This window comes from Arcticibacterium sp. GJ41-1 (assembly GCF_055808875.1).
Window position 1 is genome coordinate 2,013,101 of the sequence record NZ_CM147888.1, and the last position, 17,897, is coordinate 2,030,997.

General features: G+C 35.8%; 15 protein-coding genes. 2 read left to right on the top strand and 13 right to left on the bottom strand.

Annotation, left to right across the window (positions count from 1 at the left end):
• Nucleotide 1: 1 nt before the first annotated feature.
• The 8 genes from AC0L6O_RS08185 to AC0L6O_RS08220 all read right to left on the bottom strand — a co-directional run bounded on the left by AC0L6O_RS08185 (nt 2) and on the right by AC0L6O_RS08220 (nt 12,008).
• Nucleotides 2-1,216, bottom strand: coding sequence for a WG repeat-containing protein (locus AC0L6O_RS08185; RefSeq protein ID WP_473307717.1), 1,215 nt, complete (start codon nt 1,214-1,216; stop codon nt 2-4).
• A 217-nt stretch (nt 1,217-1,433) separates the two neighbouring features.
• Nucleotides 1,434-2,648: a WG repeat-containing protein gene (locus tag AC0L6O_RS08190; protein ID WP_473307719.1), complete on the bottom strand. Its 1,215-nt coding sequence runs from the start codon at nt 2,646-2,648 to the stop codon at nt 1,434-1,436.
• Nucleotides 2,649-2,955: 307 nt separating this feature from the next.
• Nucleotides 2,956-4,179 (bottom strand): WG repeat-containing protein, encoded by a 1,224-nt coding sequence (locus AC0L6O_RS08195; protein WP_473307721.1) that lies wholly within the window; start codon nt 4,177-4,179, stop codon nt 2,956-2,958.
• Nucleotides 4,180-4,344: 165 nt separating this feature from the next.
• Nucleotides 4,345-6,111 carry an ABC transporter ATP-binding protein gene (locus AC0L6O_RS08200; protein ID WP_473307722.1) on the bottom strand — a complete coding sequence of 589 codons (1,767 nt, stop codon included), beginning with the start codon at nt 6,109-6,111 and terminating at the stop codon, nt 4,345-4,347.
• An 82-nt stretch (nt 6,112-6,193) separates the two neighbouring features.
• The gene (hemL, locus tag AC0L6O_RS08205) at nt 6,194-7,483 is read right to left on the bottom strand and encodes a glutamate-1-semialdehyde 2,1-aminomutase (protein WP_473307724.1); all 1,290 of its coding nucleotides are present in this window, start codon (nt 7,481-7,483) and stop codon (nt 6,194-6,196) included.
• Nucleotides 7,476-9,152 (bottom strand): ABC transporter substrate-binding protein, encoded by a 1,677-nt coding sequence (locus tag AC0L6O_RS08210; RefSeq protein WP_473307726.1) that lies wholly within the window; start codon nt 9,150-9,152, stop codon nt 7,476-7,478. The genes hemL and AC0L6O_RS08210 overlap by 8 nt, the downstream gene beginning before the upstream one ends.
• A gap of 71 nt (nt 9,153-9,223) precedes the next feature.
• Complete coding sequence (gene yidC, locus AC0L6O_RS08215; RefSeq protein WP_473307728.1) at nt 9,224-11,086, bottom strand: membrane protein insertase YidC; 1,863 nt, start codon at nt 11,084-11,086, stop codon at nt 9,224-9,226.
• 160 nt (nt 11,087-11,246) lie between these two features.
• A complete protein-coding gene (locus tag AC0L6O_RS08220) occupies nt 11,247-12,008 on the bottom strand; it encodes an SDR family NAD(P)-dependent oxidoreductase (RefSeq protein ID WP_473307729.1) in 762 nt (253 codons plus the stop codon).
• Between the two features lie 223 nt (nt 12,009-12,231).
• On the opposite strand from AC0L6O_RS08220, the gene hslV reads away from it, so the two are divergent.
• Both hslV and AC0L6O_RS08230 read left to right on the top strand, forming a co-directional pair.
• Nucleotides 12,232-12,771, top strand: a complete 540-nt coding sequence (gene hslV / locus AC0L6O_RS08225) for an ATP-dependent protease subunit HslV (RefSeq protein ID WP_473307730.1) — start codon at nt 12,232-12,234, stop codon at nt 12,769-12,771.
• Between the two features lie 48 nt (nt 12,772-12,819).
• Nucleotides 12,820-13,656: a helix-turn-helix transcriptional regulator gene (locus AC0L6O_RS08230; protein ID WP_473307732.1), complete on the top strand. Its 837-nt coding sequence runs from the start codon at nt 12,820-12,822 to the stop codon at nt 13,654-13,656.
• Here AC0L6O_RS08230 and AC0L6O_RS08235 read toward each other — a convergent pair.
• The 5 genes from AC0L6O_RS08235 to AC0L6O_RS08255 all read right to left on the bottom strand — a co-directional run bounded on the left by AC0L6O_RS08235 (nt 13,648) and on the right by AC0L6O_RS08255 (nt 17,618).
• Nucleotides 13,648-14,346: a hypothetical protein gene (locus AC0L6O_RS08235; protein ID WP_473307733.1), complete on the bottom strand. Its 699-nt coding sequence runs from the start codon at nt 14,344-14,346 to the stop codon at nt 13,648-13,650. The genes AC0L6O_RS08230 and AC0L6O_RS08235 overlap by 9 nt on opposite strands.
• Nucleotides 14,321-15,391 carry an AMP-binding protein gene (locus tag AC0L6O_RS08240; RefSeq protein ID WP_473307734.1) on the bottom strand — a complete coding sequence of 357 codons (1,071 nt, stop codon included), beginning with the start codon at nt 15,389-15,391 and terminating at the stop codon, nt 14,321-14,323. Before AC0L6O_RS08240 ends, AC0L6O_RS08235 begins: the two co-directional genes overlap by 26 nt.
• Complete coding sequence (locus AC0L6O_RS08245) at nt 15,392-15,865, bottom strand: QcrA and Rieske domain-containing protein (RefSeq protein WP_473307735.1); 474 nt, start codon at nt 15,863-15,865, stop codon at nt 15,392-15,394.
• Between the two features lie 102 nt (nt 15,866-15,967).
• A complete protein-coding gene (locus AC0L6O_RS08250; protein ID WP_111372056.1) occupies nt 15,968-16,543 on the bottom strand; it encodes a MarC family protein in 576 nt (191 codons plus the stop codon).
• On the bottom strand, nt 16,533-17,618 hold the full coding sequence (locus tag AC0L6O_RS08255) for an aminotransferase class V-fold PLP-dependent enzyme (RefSeq protein WP_473307736.1): 1,086 nt from the start codon (nt 17,616-17,618) through the stop codon (nt 16,533-16,535). Before AC0L6O_RS08255 ends, AC0L6O_RS08250 begins: the two co-directional genes overlap by 11 nt.
• Nucleotides 17,619-17,897: the final 279 nt, after the last annotated feature.

The window sequence follows — 17,897 nt, forward strand, 5'->3', positions numbered from 1 at the left end:
TTTATTTTAATGAGGCAGTTTCTAGTTTGCCATCATTATATAATAATTTATTTTCGTTGACTGTAATTATTATGTTTTCTGCAACAGATCTAGCGTCCAAAGAAAAGGCTAATTTCTCCATTCCATTTTGGTCAAGAAAGAAGTAATTGTCTGCAACTTTGACAGACACCATACCTTCTGAATAGTCGTTTGCTGAATCGTAAATTAGAGGAATAACCACTTCTCCTAGCTCATTTATAAAACCAAATTTTTGGTCAATCTGTACTTTGGCTAGCCCATTATGAAAATCGTCAACATGACTAAAGGTAGGAGTAACAATTTCTTCACCCTCTGCTGTGATAAAACCCCACAGGTTATTTCGAGTAAAGGCATATAAACCATTGCTACACTGTTTCATTCTATTTACACCAGAAACAGTAACATATCCTTTCTTATTGATGATGCCGTACTTTCCATCTTTAAAGCATAGAGCGTAACCTTTTATAAATTCTGTTACATTGTCAAAATTCTTTCTGCTTTTAGAATTTCCTTTTTTGTTAATTATTTGGGTAGTGCCATCATGTATTACAGTGGCTAATCCATCTTTAAATGCCGAAGCAGCTTTAAACTTAAACTTAATAATTAGTTCGTCTTTTGTATTTATGTAACCCCACTTTCCGTCTTTCATAACAGGAGCTAAGCCTTCCGAAAAACTATTTGCCAGATCATATTGTGGTGCAATTTCTAATTTACCCTCTCTATTAATAAACCCTGTTCTGTTGTTTATTTTGATAATAGCCAGGTCATTTTTAAAAGTTCTAGCAAATTCATATTTATTTTCGATTACCTCTTCTCCTAATAAGTTTAGATAACCGTATCTACCGTCTTTTTTGAAAAGAGCCCTATTACCATTATATGGTTCTAGATAATCGTAAGTCATTTCAGTGAACGTGGTACCATTTTTCAAGATGAGACCATACTTATTATTATTCTTTACAATAGCGTACCCGTTTTGAAAATCAGAAACGTATTCATACTTGCATGGTATAACTATACTGCCATCAGTATTTATAAAACCGTACTGCTCATTGATTTTTATTTTACATCTTCCTTCTTTAAAAGAATAACTAGCGTTAAAGCTCGAAGCAGGAAGACCATTGCTGTCTGCTTTCTCTGCTTGTACAGAGAAACTTCCAAGAACTAGAAGCGTTAGAGTTAATGTAATCTTTAGTTTCATAGTTTGTTAACGTATATATACTAACAGTACTAAATACGTGCCAAATACATATTGAATATTACAAGAGTATTTGTACGGGTATGAATAAGGGTATTTCGGAGTATGAGTATTAGGTTTTGCGGTATGTTTTTTAGGTTTTGCGGTATACATTTTATCGTATATACTTAGTAGATCTTTCGTGCCAATTTTGCTTTTTTTAGCAAATTTTAATGCTTAATTATCTAACGGTGTCGTTACTGGTTTTACTAGAAGCGAATTCTAATTTTCCATTATTATAGACCATCAGATTCTCATTAACTGTAACGGTAATTCTTTCAGAAGCATCGTTCTCTTCAATGGCAAGGAGAAGTTTTTCTGAAGCTTTGTTATCCATGAAGTAGTAGGAGCCATCCAGTTCTAAAGAAACAAGACCATCAGAGTAGTCACCTGCAGCTTCATATTTAGCTGGTATTACTATTTTACCTGACTTGTTAATAAATCCGAACTTACCGTTCATGCTTATTTTAGCTAAGCCGTTATTGAAATCACCAGCTTCAGTATAAACGGGTGTAATTACCTCCGTGCCATTAGGCATTATATAGCCCCATAGGTCATTCTTTTTATAGGCTAATATACCAGAAGATGATTGAACGATTCTGTCTAATCCTGAGATTGCAATTTTCCCTTTTTTGTTCATGGTACCGAATTTACCGTCTTTGATAAATAGAGCATACCCATTTATGAATTCAGAGATATTGTCAAAATCAAAATCGGTAAGCTTATGACCATGTTTATTTATAATGGCAGCTTTGCCATTTACTCTAACAGTAGCAATTCCCTCATTAAAGTTAGAAGCAAAGTCATAGCCTTCATTAATAACTGTTTGTCCCTTTATGTCTATATATAGCCATTTGCCATCTATCATGACAGGTGCTAAACCCTCTGTAAAGTTCATAGCAAAGTCAAACTTTGGCTCTAGTATCACTTCACCTTGTCTGTTTATAAACCCAGACAGATTTTCTTTTGAAAAGACGGCATAGTCACCCTCAAAGCCAAGAGATTTTTGAAATTGTGCAGGGATGGTCTCCTTACCATTGTTGTCCAAGTATCCGTATTTACCGTTTTTCTTAAAAAGAGCTCGGTTACCCTGAAAGCCTTCTAGAGACTCGTAAATAAGAGAGGTAAGGGCTTTTCCGTTTTTTGAAATGAAACCGAAATTTTTACCTTGTCTGACAATGGCTTGGCCCATGTGAAAGTCTGAAACGTAGTCATATAGACAAGGAATGATTATTTTCCCTTCTTTATCCATAAAACCAAATTTGTTATCAATTTTGATTTTGCACCTTCCTTCTTTAAAGGAATAGCCAGCATTAAAATTCTTAATAGGATTGGCGAATAAAGAGAATTGACTTAAACAAAAAGTAATTAGTAATGAAGTGTATAGCTTTCTCATAGTTTCTGAAGTTTATACTTAATGAGATGCTAAATGTATGCCAGAAGGCTTTAAATGCGTATTTTCTGACGTTTTAAGGTATGAATACTGAAATTGGAATTATGAAAGTGTAGTTGATGGGTATACGTGATTAAATCAAAAGAGAATACATTTATCCATGCCAAAAAAGTGTTTTTTTCTAATCTCTATACGAATAACAGTAATGTACTTACTGTTGAATTTTAAGGGTGAATAAAGTAGGGAAGTAATAGGCAAAAAAAAGCCCTCCGATAGGGAGGGCTTAAAACTTAATGTTAACAAGATCTAATTAATAGTTACTAGCCAATTGAAATTTACCATTAGTGAATATCATTCTGTTGTTATTAACTTGAATAACAATGCTTTCCGGGTTTGAAGTCTTATCAACTGCTACGGTAAGTTCGTTTTCAGCATGAGTGTTTAAAAAATGGTAGACTCCATTTATTTGAACAGATGCTATACCATCAGAGAAACTATTTGCTGAGTCATAAATGATTGGAATTACAATTTTTCCCATCTCATTAATGAAACCATATTTTCCGTTACTCTGTACTTTGGCAAAACCTTCTTTAAAATCACCTACCTTATTAAATACAGGTATTACTAGTTCCTCGCCATCTGCATCCATAAAACCCCAAAGGTTGTTTCTCTTGAATGCATAAATTCCATTATCAGACTGAACAATTCTGTTAAAACCTGAAAGATTTATGTTTCCTTTTTTAGTTATAATTCCAAAAGTGCCATCTTGAATGAAAATGGCATATCCGTTTATAAATTCAGAAACATTGTCAAAGTCATATTTGGTTATAAATGAACCTTTACTGTTAATTATAGCCGCTTTTCCGTCTTTTCTTACGGTAGCTCTTCCCTCTTTTAAATTAGAGGCAAAGTCAAAAATAAAGTCTATTTCAGTTTTACCAGATGTATTAATATAACCCCATTTGCTATCTTTCATTACTGGAGCTAAACCTTCAGTGAAGTTAAGGGCGAAGTTAAATTGTGGTTCTATTACAGTGTTACCATTACGGTCCATATAACCAGCTAACATGTTTTCTGTGTAAACAGCGTAATCTCCTTCAAAAGTCAATGCTGCTTCAAAATTATTAGGTATAATTTCTTTACCCGTAAGGTCAAGGTATCCGTATTTGCCATCTTTTTTAAATAAGGCACGGTCACCATTGAAATGTTCAAGGGCTTGATAAGTTAATGCAGTTAATTGTTTTCCTGATGTAGATACAAAACCATACATTTCACCTTTTCTAACAATGGTTAAGCCATTATTAAAATCAGAAGCTTGGTCATAATCACATGGGACCACTACGTTTCCTGTTTTATCTAAAAAACCAAATTTTCCGTTGATCTTGATTTTAGAAAGGCCATCCTTGAAAATATATCCAGCAGAAAGTTCATATGGAGGTTGATTATTGTCAAAATAGGACGCATTTACATTCAACGCAAGGCTTACAATTAGTGTGGTTAGGATGATGCGGTAAAAATTATTTAGGGGCTTCATAATTTGTTGAGTTTATACTGATTAGTATTTTACAAATTACGTGCCAAAACTATAGGACGGGAAGTGGACTTTTATTGATTGGTAAAATAGCCATTTAAAGAGTCTAAATGGCTATTTTTTTGAAGTTGTTAGAATTAGGTTTAAAAGAGTAAATAAAAAAATACCTTATGCTAATGCTGCAGCGTACTGCATTTCATAAAGATTTGCGTAGGCATTTTTGTTTTTTAATAGCTCGTCATGGGTGCCCATTTCTACTATTCTACCTTTATCTACCACTACAATCTTGTGAGCCTTTTGAATGGTGCTCAGTCTGTGGGCAATCACCACGGCTGTTCTACCCTTCATTAATTTTTCTATCGCTTTTTGAATCAATTCTTCTGATTCTGTATCTATAGAAGAGGTGGCTTCATCTAAAACTATGATATTTGGGTTTTGAACCATAGCTCTAACAAAAGAAATAAGCTGACGCTGACCTACAGATAAAGTAGAACCTCGCTCCATAACATTGTAATCATAGTTGCCAGGTAATTGCATAATGAAATTATGTACCCCTACCATTTTTGCAGCTTCTATAATTTGTTGGTCTGTAATGTTCTCATCACCCAGTGTGATATTGTTTCGGATGGTATCTGAAAACAAGAATACGTCCTGCAATACCATTCCTATTTGTCTTCTTAAATGAGACATTTCATAATCTTTGACATCAATGCCGTCAATTTTGATTTGCCCTTTGTTAATTTCGTAAAAGCGAGTTAAAAGATTGACAATAGAACTTTTCCCAGCTCCCGTAGCTCCTACAAAAGCTACTGTTTCTCCTTCTTTTACCTCAAATGAAATATCTTTTAGCACATAGTTTTCATCATTATACGCAAACCACACTTTTTCAAAGCTTACTTCCCCCTTTATAGGAGCAGTAATACTTCCATTGTTTTGTATAAAGTCTTCGCTATCTAAAACCTTTAATATTCTATCAGTACTTACTATACCCATTTGAAGGGTATTTACCCTGTCGGCAATCATTCTTATTGGTCTGAAGAATTGATTGATAAACATAATAAAAGCAGTGATGGTACCGAAAGTAACGTCTGCCGCCGGGTTTAAAATCTCTCTAGCTCCGTACCAAACCACTAAACCTACTCCTAAAGCAGATATGACTTCTACTACTGGATAGTAAATGGAATAGTATAATATAGAACGAATATTGGCGTGACGGTGATTTTTATTGATTTCAATAAATTTCTTGAAAGAGATGTCTTCAGAATTGAAAACTTGAACCAAGCTCATACCCGTAATTTGCTCCTGCATGAAGCTATTCAGGTTTGAAACCGCATTTCGTACCTTATTAAAAGACTTTTTAACCTTTTCTTTAAAAATATAGGTGCTGATGAGCATAAAAGGAATAGTGCTCAAGCTAATTAAAGAAAGTCGCCAATCTGTATAAAACATGACGGCCATAATTAAGATTAGCTGTAGCACGTCTCCCGCTATTGCGGCAAAACCAGAACTGAAAACGTTTGACAGGGTTTCAATGTCGGAAATAGTTCTAGTAACTAACCTTCCTATTGGTGTTTCATCAAAAAAGCGGAGTTTTAGGCTAAGAATCTTATCATATAACTGAACTCTAATGTCTCTAATAATATGTTGTCCTAGCCAACCAGCAAGATAAGTATTGAAAAAAGTTAAAATAGAAGAGGTGAAAAGCAAGCCTATCATTAGCATAAGCATTTTGCTTAGCCCAGGATAGTCTCCATTAGTAATAGGTCCATCAATGGTATACTTTATCAGTAGTGGCATAATAGGAGAGAGTACTGCTCCTACTAAAATCAAAACCACTAATAAAATGAACCTAAACTTATAAGGTACAATGAAAGTCAATAGCCTTTTAAGGACGGCCTTATCAAATATTTTTCCGCTAACTTTTTCTTCTTGCAAGATTTGGCTTTTTATAGTCTTATGCTAAAACCCGATACTAACGGTTTTCGTTCGAACTACTGACCGTAGATGTTAGCAAATCCTACTTTGATATTTCTTCTAAGCTCTTTCTATTAGCTTTTAGAATAGTGCTGATGTCAGAAGAGCTTAAAGCTGTTGATATAAATACGGTTTCGTATTGAGAAGGAGGTAGGTAAATACCTTTCTCTATCATTGCTCTAAAATATTTACCGAATAATTCGGTATTAGTAGTCTTTGCTGTTTCAAAATCTGTTACCTGTTCCGATGTGAAGAATAGGCTGTACATAGAACCCACATGATTCATGGTGTATGGTAGTCCCATTTCTTTCAAATCTTTTTGGATTCCGGCTACTATTTGGTTTCCGTTCTCTTCCAAAGTTTGATAAATAGCTGGGTTATCTTTCAAATGCTGAAGCATAGTAAGTCCTGCAGCCATAGCCATAGGGTTTCCTGACAATGTACCTGCTTGATAAACTGGGCCAGCTGGACTTACAAAATCCATTATTTCTTTCTTTCCACCATAGGCTCCTACAGGCATTCCTGCTCCTATGATTTTTCCTAAAGTAGTCATGTCTGGTATTACACCAAACCTTTCTTGAGCACCACCTAAAGCCAATCTAAAGCCGGTCATTACCTCATCAAAGATTAGAACTATCTTTTCTTCATCACAGACTTTTCTTAAGCCTTCTAAAAAACCTTTTTTAGGTAGCACACAACCCATGTTACCTACTACGGGTTCTAAAATTATGGCCGCTATTTCGTTTTTGTTAGCGTTTACTAAATTTCTAACGGCTTCTAAATCATTAAAAGGAGCTAGAAGCGTATCTTTAGCTGTGCCTTTAGTTACACCTGGGCTATCTGGCTCGCCCATGGTAACAGCACCACTACCAGCGGCTATTAAAAAAGAATCACCATGACCATGGTAGTTACCTTCAAATTTTATGAACTTATCTCTTCCTGTATATCCTCTAGCTAGTCTAATGGCCGACATGGTAGCCTCTGTACCAGAGTTTACCATTCTTACTTTTTCTACAGATGGAACTAGTTCGGTTATTAATTTGGCCATGTCTACCTCCAAAGAAGTAGGTGTTCCAAATGAGAATGAGTTTTTAAGAACTTCTTGAACTCGCTTTTCAACAGGTTTAAAGGCATGACCCAAAAGCATAGGACCCCATGAGTTTATAAGGTCAATATACTTTCCGCCATCTACATCATATAAATAGGCACCTTCTGCCTTTTCCATGAATATTGGATTTCCTCCTACGGCTTTAAAGGCTCTTACAGGAGAATTTACACCACCAGGGATATATTTCTGTGCTTCGTTGAAAAGTTGGCTGCTCTTATTAGTCATTACTATTTACTATTTCAAATCGTCCTCTGTTATACTTAACTATTGGTACTACTTTGTTCTCAAAACTCTTATCAGAATAGTCAAAGCCACTAAGAAGAAGGTCATCCATTTTTGGGCTTTCGTCTAGGTTAAGTCTAAATATTTCTTTTCCATCTTTTAACATTCTGCCATAAAAGAGCATCATGTCATAGCCAAGGTAGGCGTAGTAAGATGGAATCATTTTCATTTTATCTATATAGGTTCTTCTGAAACTATTTACCACACTCTTTTTCCCATCAATATATTGTGGATATACCAAGTAGAGGTTTTTTGATAACAAATCTCTTGTAGAAGATTCCATGTTAAAACAAGCATCTGTTGCTATCACAGTAGAATCAGATTTTTGTTGACCAAGGGCCCTAATTATTTTTGGGCCAAATTTAGCGTCACCTGTTATAAAAACATGGCCAGGATTTTTATTCGCTGAAATTGATTCTTTATCGATGAATCTTTTCTCTTCTATTACTTTGTATCCTCTGTTTCTTGCTGTTTCAGCATAGATATGAGCTAAAAGAGAGTCTTTTCTAGAACCGTCGTGATACACACTTACTGATTTTTGTCTATCAAGTGTTTCCACAAAATCTAAGCACTTTTCGGCTTGGGTTTCGTTAGATGATTGAAGTAAAAATCTTGATTCTTCGTCTGATATGAGGCTCCTACTGTTAGAGATAGGGTGCACCTGGAAAATCTTATTTTTTGCAGTGTAGGTTTCGGCTACTTTATTAGGTCTACCATAAAGTGGTCCAATAATAAGGTCAATCTTTTTAAAGTTTTTGTCTTTAAGGTATCCCTCTAAACTTTCAGAAGTTTTGTCAACATCAAATCCGTATAGTCTTACTGGAATGTCTTCTTTAGTAAGTTTTTCTACGGCTAATTTCATGCCCATGAATAAATCATATACATACCTATTTTCACCAATAGCTTCTTTTAAATTGAAGTCTTTTAAGGCAAATGGTAGCAAAACGCCAAAGTCCATGGTATGGTCGTCAAAAGCTCTTTCATAATTAACTCCACCTTTTGAACCCGACCCATTAACTTCTTCAGGAACTAGGTTAAAAAGGTTTGTCAATTGGTCTGAAAGCTCTAGGTCAGCCTTAGTATTGTATTTTCTTGCTTGAATTCTGTTGACCAATGTTTCTGCAACAATTCTCTGATTTGGAAATTTTTGGTTTAATTCCTTCAGTAAAACTACATTTTCAATAGTAGGAATATTTGTTTGCATCAATCCGTAAACATCCTTCTCTAAAGATTTTGATGTAATTCTTTCTAAATAGGGGATACCTTCAGCGTAATACTTGTCTTCAAAGTTCACCACTCCATATAAATAGTAAGCCTCCTCTATTTTGTCCCAGTCTGGAAATCTTGTAAAAAGGTCTCTTAAAGCTCCTCTAGACTGATATGCTTTGTTTTCTTTCAGTGAGGCCAAGGCGTAATAGTAAAGAGCGTAAGGCACTACAGAATTAGTGTAAGTTTTAGAAGATAAGGGCGTAAGTTTTTGCAAAGCACCACTAAAGTCGTCGCTGGCATAAAGCTGCACAGCTTCCTTATATTCTAGAAGATACTCTTGGTCAGACCTTTGGGCGAAGGTCAACTGTGCCATGAATAGTAAAGCAATTACTAGATATCGCATATGTTTTTATTAGGTTCTTCGGTAAAAAAACGAAAATGTTCTGTGCTAATCAACACAGAACATCTTTATTATTATTTGCCTTTGTTTTTACGCTTCTTAAGTTCTTGAGCTTTTATCTTATTTGCCTCTTCTTGAGCTTGCAATTGTTTTTGCATGTAATTGGCAAATTTGTTTTTCTTCTTAGGCTTAGTTGCGTAGTTCTTTTTATTTTCTTCTAAAACGGCCTTAATCTTATCTTCATCGATAAATCTTTTAACCGTAAGCTGCTGAGCAATAGTTACTAAGTTAGAAACCAAGTAGTAAAAACTCAATGCAGCAGGGAAGCTATTCAATACAAAGAAGAATACCAATGGGAAGATATAAGAGATTTTCTTCATATCTACCGGACCTGGCTGAGCAGGGGTAATCTGGTTATTGTAGTATGTAAAAGCTAAACTGGAAATAGTCATTAAAACCACGAAAAGGCTTAAGTGATTTCCAATTATTGGTAAATCTGTAGCCCATCTTAGTGGAGCATCATAGGTAGAAAGGTCTTTTGCCCAAAGGAAGCCTTTCTGACGGAACATCTCCATGTTTGGAAACAAGAAGAAAACCGACATCAAAATTGGCATTTGCAGCAACATTGGAATACAACCACTCAGTGGACTCACGCCTACCTGTTGGTATAACTTCATGGTTTCTTGCTGAACCTTTACAGAGTCGTCACCTACTTTCTCTTTAATCTCTGCTATTTCAGGTGCCAGAATTTTCATTTTGGCTGAACTTGTGTAAGACTTATATAAAAGTGGAGTTAATGTTAATTTGATAATCAAAACTACCACGATGATAAGGAAACCGTAGTTTGTGAAGAACTGCTCTAACCAGTTAAACAATGGTACAAAAACGTACTTGTTAATAGGTTTAATGATGTCATAACCTAAGTAAAGGTTTTGAGAAAATCCGTCTGCTACCGTGTTAAGGTCTTTTGTAGTATTAGGTCCGAAGTAATATCTGAAATTACCTTTTCCTGAAGTAAGAGCAGAAATAGGGATAAGAGCCGAAACAGTGGCATCTTTAACTATAGTCGTATCGTTCTTTGGAGTAAGTAAGCTAACGCTAAGATTATCCAATCCTTCATTTTTACTTACAAAACCACTGGTGAAGTATTTCTGTTTGAAAGAGAACCAGCTAATTGGACTTTCTGCTTGTTCTGCTTCGTCGCTTGTACTATTTAAACCAATGTCTTCAAAATCGCCATCCGTTTCATAATAATTAACTTGAGCAGCTTTTCTGTTTTCCTCTAAATCATTCTCAAGTCTTTTAAGCTTGTTTTCCCATTTAAAGTTAACAGCTTCATTATTAATCAAACCAGCAGTTCCGTCAAAAGCTAAATCATAATCTAAAACATAACCAGTTTCAGGAAGGCTATAAGAGTGTCTTACTGTTTTGCCATCCGCTAACTTAAGTTCAAGAACTGCAGCATTTGATGACTGACTACTTACTGTGAAGTATAAATCAGAAAGATTTACAATTCCTGAAGGCGTTTTAATTTCAAGGTCGATATCAGAGTTACTCTCATCAATAATGACCATTGGGGCATCTATACCTTTATCAAAATCGTCGTATGTCTTATGGTTTTTAAGAGCAACTTCTTTAACCACACCACCCTTAGAGCTGATGGTTACTTTAAGTTCTGCGTTTTCTAGAACCACATCTTTGGCTTCACCATTAACTGCAGATGCAAAACTTCCATACTGTGCTTGTGCAGCAGCCGAATCTAAAACTACTGGAGTGCTTGCAGCAGCATTGGTGGTGGTGTTTGAATTTTGAACTTCTTGAGTAGTTTCTGTAGCTGGAAGCTCTTTAGGTACCGCTGGGTAAAAATACATGTACGAACCGTACATCAAAAACAGCAATACAAAACCTATAATATAATTTTTATCGAATTTTTCCATTGAGGATATTTGTTGAAACAAAATTTCCGCAAAAGTCGGAAAAAACTTTGACCTGAGAGAAGTAAAAAGTGATTATGTGAGATAAAACAGGATAATAGGCGTATATCAAGTTTGATGTTAGCTCAGCTTAAGCCCTTGATAGCTAAATTATACCCATTTTTTATATAGCATCTGGCATGGGTCCTACGTTTAGCCAGCCTCCGTCTACAGCGAGATTTTGACCTGTTAATTGCCCCGCTCCATCAGATAGAAGGAAGAGTGCCGTAGCGGCAATATCACTAGTTTTAGAAACTTTTCTGGTAGGAATTAGCTTTGCCCAGCCTTCTTCATACCCTTCTACGGATACTGTTCTTTCGGTAACTGTGGCTCCAGGGCTAATGGCGTTTACTGTAATGCCATGTGGAGCTAGTTTGGTGCCTAAAGATTTGGCTAAGAACGCGATAGCGGCTTTGGTCATGCCGTAAGCTTCTAATTCATCATGGGGTTGAATACCAGTGGTGCTAGAAAGCATGATAATTCTACCGCCAGTGTTTTGCTTTAGCATCTGTTTGGCAGCTTGCTGAGCTATGAAAAAAGTGCCTTGAATGTTGATGTGAAGGAGCTGGTCTAGTTTTTCTTTGGTATAATCTAAAAATGGGCAAGAAGTGGTTATACCCGCATTGGCAATAACAAAGTCTAAAGAGCCGAATTCATTAATAGCGGTGTCAATAAGCTTTTTTATAATATTTAAATTTCCCGCATCGCCCTGTACAAAACGACAATTTCCTAAGTCTTGTAAAACTTTTTGGGCGGCTAAGCCCAAATCATTGTCCATGTCATTGAAAATAATGTTTACTTCTTTTGAGGCTAATTGCTTCGCAATTTCAAATCCAATGCCTTGAGCAGCACCGGTTATTATCAATGTTTTGTTTTTGAACGACATGAGATTGGCTGATTATTCTATTTCAAAGGTATAAATTCCTGCAATTGAAATTTAATATTAGTGCTTTTGAACTTACTAGAGCGTATCAAGATTGTTTTAATTAAGAAACTAAGTCAAGATTACGTTTTTTGAAGCGAAAGCTTTGGGAGCAAAGCATGATTTCAAAGAGAACTTAGTACATAAATTTTTACTTTTGCGAAGCTTAAAATAGAGACAAAGAGAGATGACAAAGATAAAATCAACAACGGTACTTGGAATAATTCATAATGGCAAAGTAGCCTTAGGGGCAGATGGTCAGGCTACCATGGGAAATACCGTAGCTAAATCAAACGTGAGAAAGGTAAGGAAACTAGCTGATGGTAAGATATTAGCAGGTTTTGCAGGAAGTACGGCTGATGCTTTTACGCTGATAGAAAAGTTTGAGGAGAAATTGGGAGCCTATGGCGGAAATATGAAGAGAGCGGCTATAGAATTGGCTAAAGATTGGCGTACAGATAGATATTTAAGAAAGTTAGAGGCCATGATGATAGTGGCAAATAAAGATGAAATGCTGATAATATCTGGAACAGGTGATGTGCTAGAACCAGATAATCAAATAGCGTCAATAGGGTCGGGGAGTATGTATGCTCAGTCGGCGGCTATTGCTATTAAAAAACATGCTTCGCAGCTTACCGCAAAAGAGATGGTGGAAGAAGGTTTACACATTGCGGCGGATATCTGTATTTACACAAATCATAATTTAGTAATAGAAACGCTAGACTAATTGGTGCTTAATTTCTTAACTTCAAGCGTATTAATTATTAAGTGATTTATGGCGTCGGTTTTTGCTAAAAATTTAAGGTTTCTAAGAGAGGAAATAGATATTTCTCAAACAGATATGGGAGAGCGATTAGGTCTTACCAGAGCATCTGTGGATGCCTATGAAGACGGGAGAGCCATGCCGCCATATCCAAAACTTAAAAGAATAGCCGACCATTTTAATCTTTCTGTAGAAACTATGACAGAAGATGAGCTTTGGGGCAGTCCTTTAGAAAAAGAGATAGAGCGTTTAAAGCAAATAGAGGAAGAGGAGGACGAAAAAGATATAATTTTAAGAGAAGAGGGGAGCGATGCGACTCTGGAAGAACAATTACACTCGCTTAATATTAGCTTGACAGACAGTGGTGAGAGCAAGCATGGTTTGCCACTTATTCCATTGGTAGAGTTAAAGTATTTCGCCAAATATCTAAATAGCTCTTGGGCATCTTTAGAACCCCAGCTTAAAAAAGTATCTTTCGACTTACCGAAGGGTAAGAATTATAGGGCTTTTGAAACGGGTCAGGATTTCCCTTTTGCTAAAAGTGTATTGTTTGTATCACCAATTGAAAACTTTAGTGATTTAGAAGATGGCGATAGGTACTTGGTGGTGTCAAAAACACACGGAATATTATACCGCACAGTTTTTAGTCAAATAGGGAGAAAAGGTACGGTGATTTTAAGTGCCGAAGTTGGCGATATAGACACCATAGAAATTCCAGTTTCTGAAATTAAGGAACTATGGGAGGTGAAAGCATTCTTTTCAAAAACGCTTCCGCAGCCAACTAAAGACCTAAGTACACTGAATGATTTAGTAGAAAAGCTACAAGCAGAGTTAAAGCGATTAGGATAAGTACTGCTGAATTTTAGAAGGCTGAATTAAATAGCTTTTTCCTAACTCATACCAAAGTTCGTCTCCAATGCTAAGATATAAGCCAGATTTTCTAGGTGCTTTTTTGCTCGCCTGCTCTGGTCTGAAATCTCCAGAAAATACATCTTTCAAGAAAATGTTTAAATCATCCCATGGGTGACTTTTCTTTTGACCATTTAGGGTTTCAGAGTATGATCTTTCTTTGAATGAAGCTTCAAAACTGTAGTCTTTTCTTTCTTCATTAGAAATTCGTAAAACCCTGATTAGTAAAGGAGATTCTCTTTCTGCGGCTTCAAAAGCGGCTTGCTGTAGTTCTTGAATAAAAATAGAAAGGTGTTCAGTTTCGTCTGGGTATCCTGTTCTTTTATTATACGTTATTTGCCAGAAATTATCTCCTGAGCGGAGTTCTGATTTCTTGATAAGATGCAAATCGCTTTTTATGCTCTCAATGTATTCAGACCAATCCTCATTTAAATCACCAGACCATTTTAAGTCGTCGTCTTCTGAGAAACCTTCGTCGTATATTTCGTCTGTAGATAAACCATCACGGTCTAAATAGCTTAGTTCAAAATCTAGGTGTTGTTCTCCATTTTCTTTTTTCTCTAGGTGTATTTCTACAGCATAGGCGTAGGGAGGGGGAACTAGGTCACTTGTTTGAAATTGAATATGCATCTACAGTTTTTATTTTATCTATTTTTCCAGAACCAGTTTTTGAGAATGAATTAACAAAAACAACCTGCTTTGGAGCCTCAAATTTAGGCAATTTCCTTTTGAGATGGTTTACCAGAGCATCATCTTTAAAAGAATCTTCTACAAAGAGATGTAATTTTTGACCAAGCTTTTCATCAGGAATACCAAAACAGAAAAATGGTTTTGTGATTAAACCTAATTTGTCAATTTTTGATTCAATCTCACTCAAATTAAGTTTGACACCACCGCTGTTTATAACTCCGTCAATACGCCCATTTAACTGAAATTGATTACCTTTTTTGAGCGTAGCTAAGTCATTGGTGATAACCCATTTGTCTCCTGTAGCTTTATTTTTAGCACACAGGCAGCCTCGCTCGTCAAGTTTGATTTCTGTATCAGAGAAAGCTCTGAAATATTTATCTGGTTTATCGCCATTTAGTCTTTTGGTAGCTAAATGAGTTACCGTTTCGGTCATGCCATAGGTGGCGTAAACGGGTGTTCTGATTTCTTGAATTTTCTGTAATAACTTTTCACCAACTGACGCACCTCCTAGAATGATGGCTCTTGCCGTATTAAGCACCTCGAAGGCATGGGGGTTAATTAGCAATTTCTCTAACTGCATAGGCACAAAAGCAAAGAAGTTTTTGCCCATATTCCTAGTCAAAAGATACTTGTGTTGACCAAGAGTTTCTAGTATGTCACCTTCTGGCGATAAAACTATAAGTTCGGCACCAAGCTCTAAGGCTCTAATTATCATGAGTTTGCCCGCAATGAAATCTACAGAAAGATTGCACAAGAAAATACAATCTTGGTCTAAATGAAATGCTTTGGCAGTCTGATCTACAGATGCTAATACCTGTTCTTTTGAGAGAGAAATGATTTTAGGAGTGCCTGTAGAACCTGAAGTTTTAACTTCAATATACTCTTGCCCATTTTCCCAAGCTACTATGAAAGCTTTAACTTTTTTGAAGTATTCTTGGTCTGATTTTGTATTTAATAAATCTCCGTCTTGTGCTCTTATTATCATTTATTCAAAAACACGGACAGTATTGGACGTTTCGTCAGAAGTAACATTATATCTCACTAAAGCACCTGTAGCAGGTCCTTTCTCTACCGCACCCGCTTCAGAAAATTCAGACTCATGAAGTGGACAATAAAAGTCTTTTTGAGAAGGTCTGTACTCTAATATAGTGCCCTGATGGGTGCATTTAGCAGAAACCGCTATGAAATTATCGGCCAAGGTTCGTGCTACTATAACGCCATTTGTTACCACGTAACCTCCTGGTGTGTTCAGTTTGTTATTTGCAGTTAAGTTAAGGTCTAATGTTATATCTACTTTATCTCCACTGCCTCCTGGCATTGGGTCAGGTATTTCTGAGTCCGAACAAGCTTGAAGACAATTCATCAGTAGAATTCCGCCGAAGCCTATTCCTACCTGTTTCATAAATTCTTTACGCTCTAAAGTGTTCTTTTTCTTTGGTGTTGAAACAAGTTTTTCCATGTAATCTAGCTTTGAGATGATTTAAATTTAATAGGTCTAAAATAAGGGATTCATCTAATTAACGCATTAAAAGCAGGAAAGTATTCATGAAAACCTATGAAATCATAAAAGGAGATTGGCCTTGATAAGTTTGATAGCAATGGCCAACAGTATAAGTCCAAATACTTTTTGTAAGACTTCTATACTGGCTGGACTTATTTTTCTTTCTAACCAAGAAGATGATTTAAGTACTATATAAACCAGGACAAGGTTAATTAGAATACCTACAATAATGTTTTCAACATGATAGGCAGCTTTTAGCGATAAAAGCGAAGTCATGGTTCCGGCTCCAGCAATCATAGGAAATGCTAAAGGCACCACAGAACTGGAACGTGCCCCAGTGGTAGGGTTATGTTTGAAGATTTCTCTTCCTAATATCATTTCAAAACCCATTAAAAGGAGAATAATAGCACCTGCTACCGCAAAAGAACTAACATCAACACCAAATAATGCTAAGATTTTTGTTCCAAGATAGAGGTAACCAAACATTAAAACCCCAGAGATAATAGTGGCTCTTTCTGCTTCAATACCGCCAGACTTTTTTCTAATATTTAATATAATAGGTATAGAGCCCAAAATATCAATGATGGAAAATAGAATTAACGTTACAGATAGAATTTCTTTAAAATCAAATGGCATTACTTAAAGTGTCGCTTAAAAAAGCTTTTAGTTGATGATAATCTTGGTTTGGTATAGCTGGGAAATTGGCCACTCTAAAGGTGTTATTTTTCCATTCTCCGTAACCATTCCCCAAAAGTATTTCATTTTGCTTGGCTTTAGATTTAATCATGGTGATTATTTTTTCTTCAGCGTCAATAGCAATGACATTTGGAGACTGGGTTAGTTTGTTTTTAATCAATGGATTAATTCCTTTCAAAGACGTTACATGTTCAATAAAGTCGTCTGCACGATCTTTTAGCTTTGAAGAAACTATTTCTATATTTTCAACTTCTCCAAGGATTCTGTTTAGCAAGAAAATATTTAAAATATTTGGTGTGTAATGGGTCTGGAATTTTTGAAAATTTTCTCGAATAAAAAGAAAGCTATTATAATGATTTCTTTCATTAAGCTTAATGGCTGCTTCTATTGCCTTTGGTGAAACTATCATAAGACCCATTCCAGAAGGAAGCCCAAGGCATTTCTGCACAGAGGCCAAGAAAACATCACCAGCAGAAAAATCAATAGCATAGCCTCCTAAAGATGAGGTTATGTCAAAACATTTAAGGAAGTGAGCAGGAAGTTTTCTGAGGTTTTCATTGTTAATGTAGCTTCCATTTGAGGTTTCACTTTGCACCGCACAAAAACAGTCATAGTTTTCGGCAATCTGTATTTCTGAAAGCTCTTGGTCTAAGAAAAAACGAGAACCTCTAATTCCATTTATGGTTTCAATGCTTCTGTCAATGTTTGGACTAGGATTAGTAACGGTGTATTTAAACCACTTTTTTCCAAAGGCTCCATTATAAGCAAACTGAACATTTCCAGAGAGTACCGACTGTGCCACTATTTCCCAGCATTCGGTGGCAGATGAGGTAAAGTAGACTTCGTATTCTGGCGGGACAGCCATTTTTGTCTTAAACAAATCAATGGTTTCCTTTAGCATGTCCATAAAGGAATCACTTCTATGATTTTTCTCTAAAATACCGCAGTCAAAGGCCTCAGACATGAAACCTTTTACAGAAGGATAAATTTTGGAAGGACCTGGGTAGAAATTCATCAAATTTTATTTTTCTCAAATGTCGGGAAAAATATTTTCCATCTCATTCTTTGGCATTAGAGTTATAACAGTTTTTGTGATTAGTTAGCCATTTCTTTATCAAAAAATAAGGTTTTAGATATATGAATTAAGTTTTTTCAAGGATAAAAACAGAGCGATTAGGCCTTAATACTAGCTTTTTGTACTTGTTGGGGGCTTTTTACACGTCCAACACTAGAATGATAAATAGCTCTATTTTAAATAGAATTTCAGTATGCTTTTTTGAAGCGGCTTAGCTTT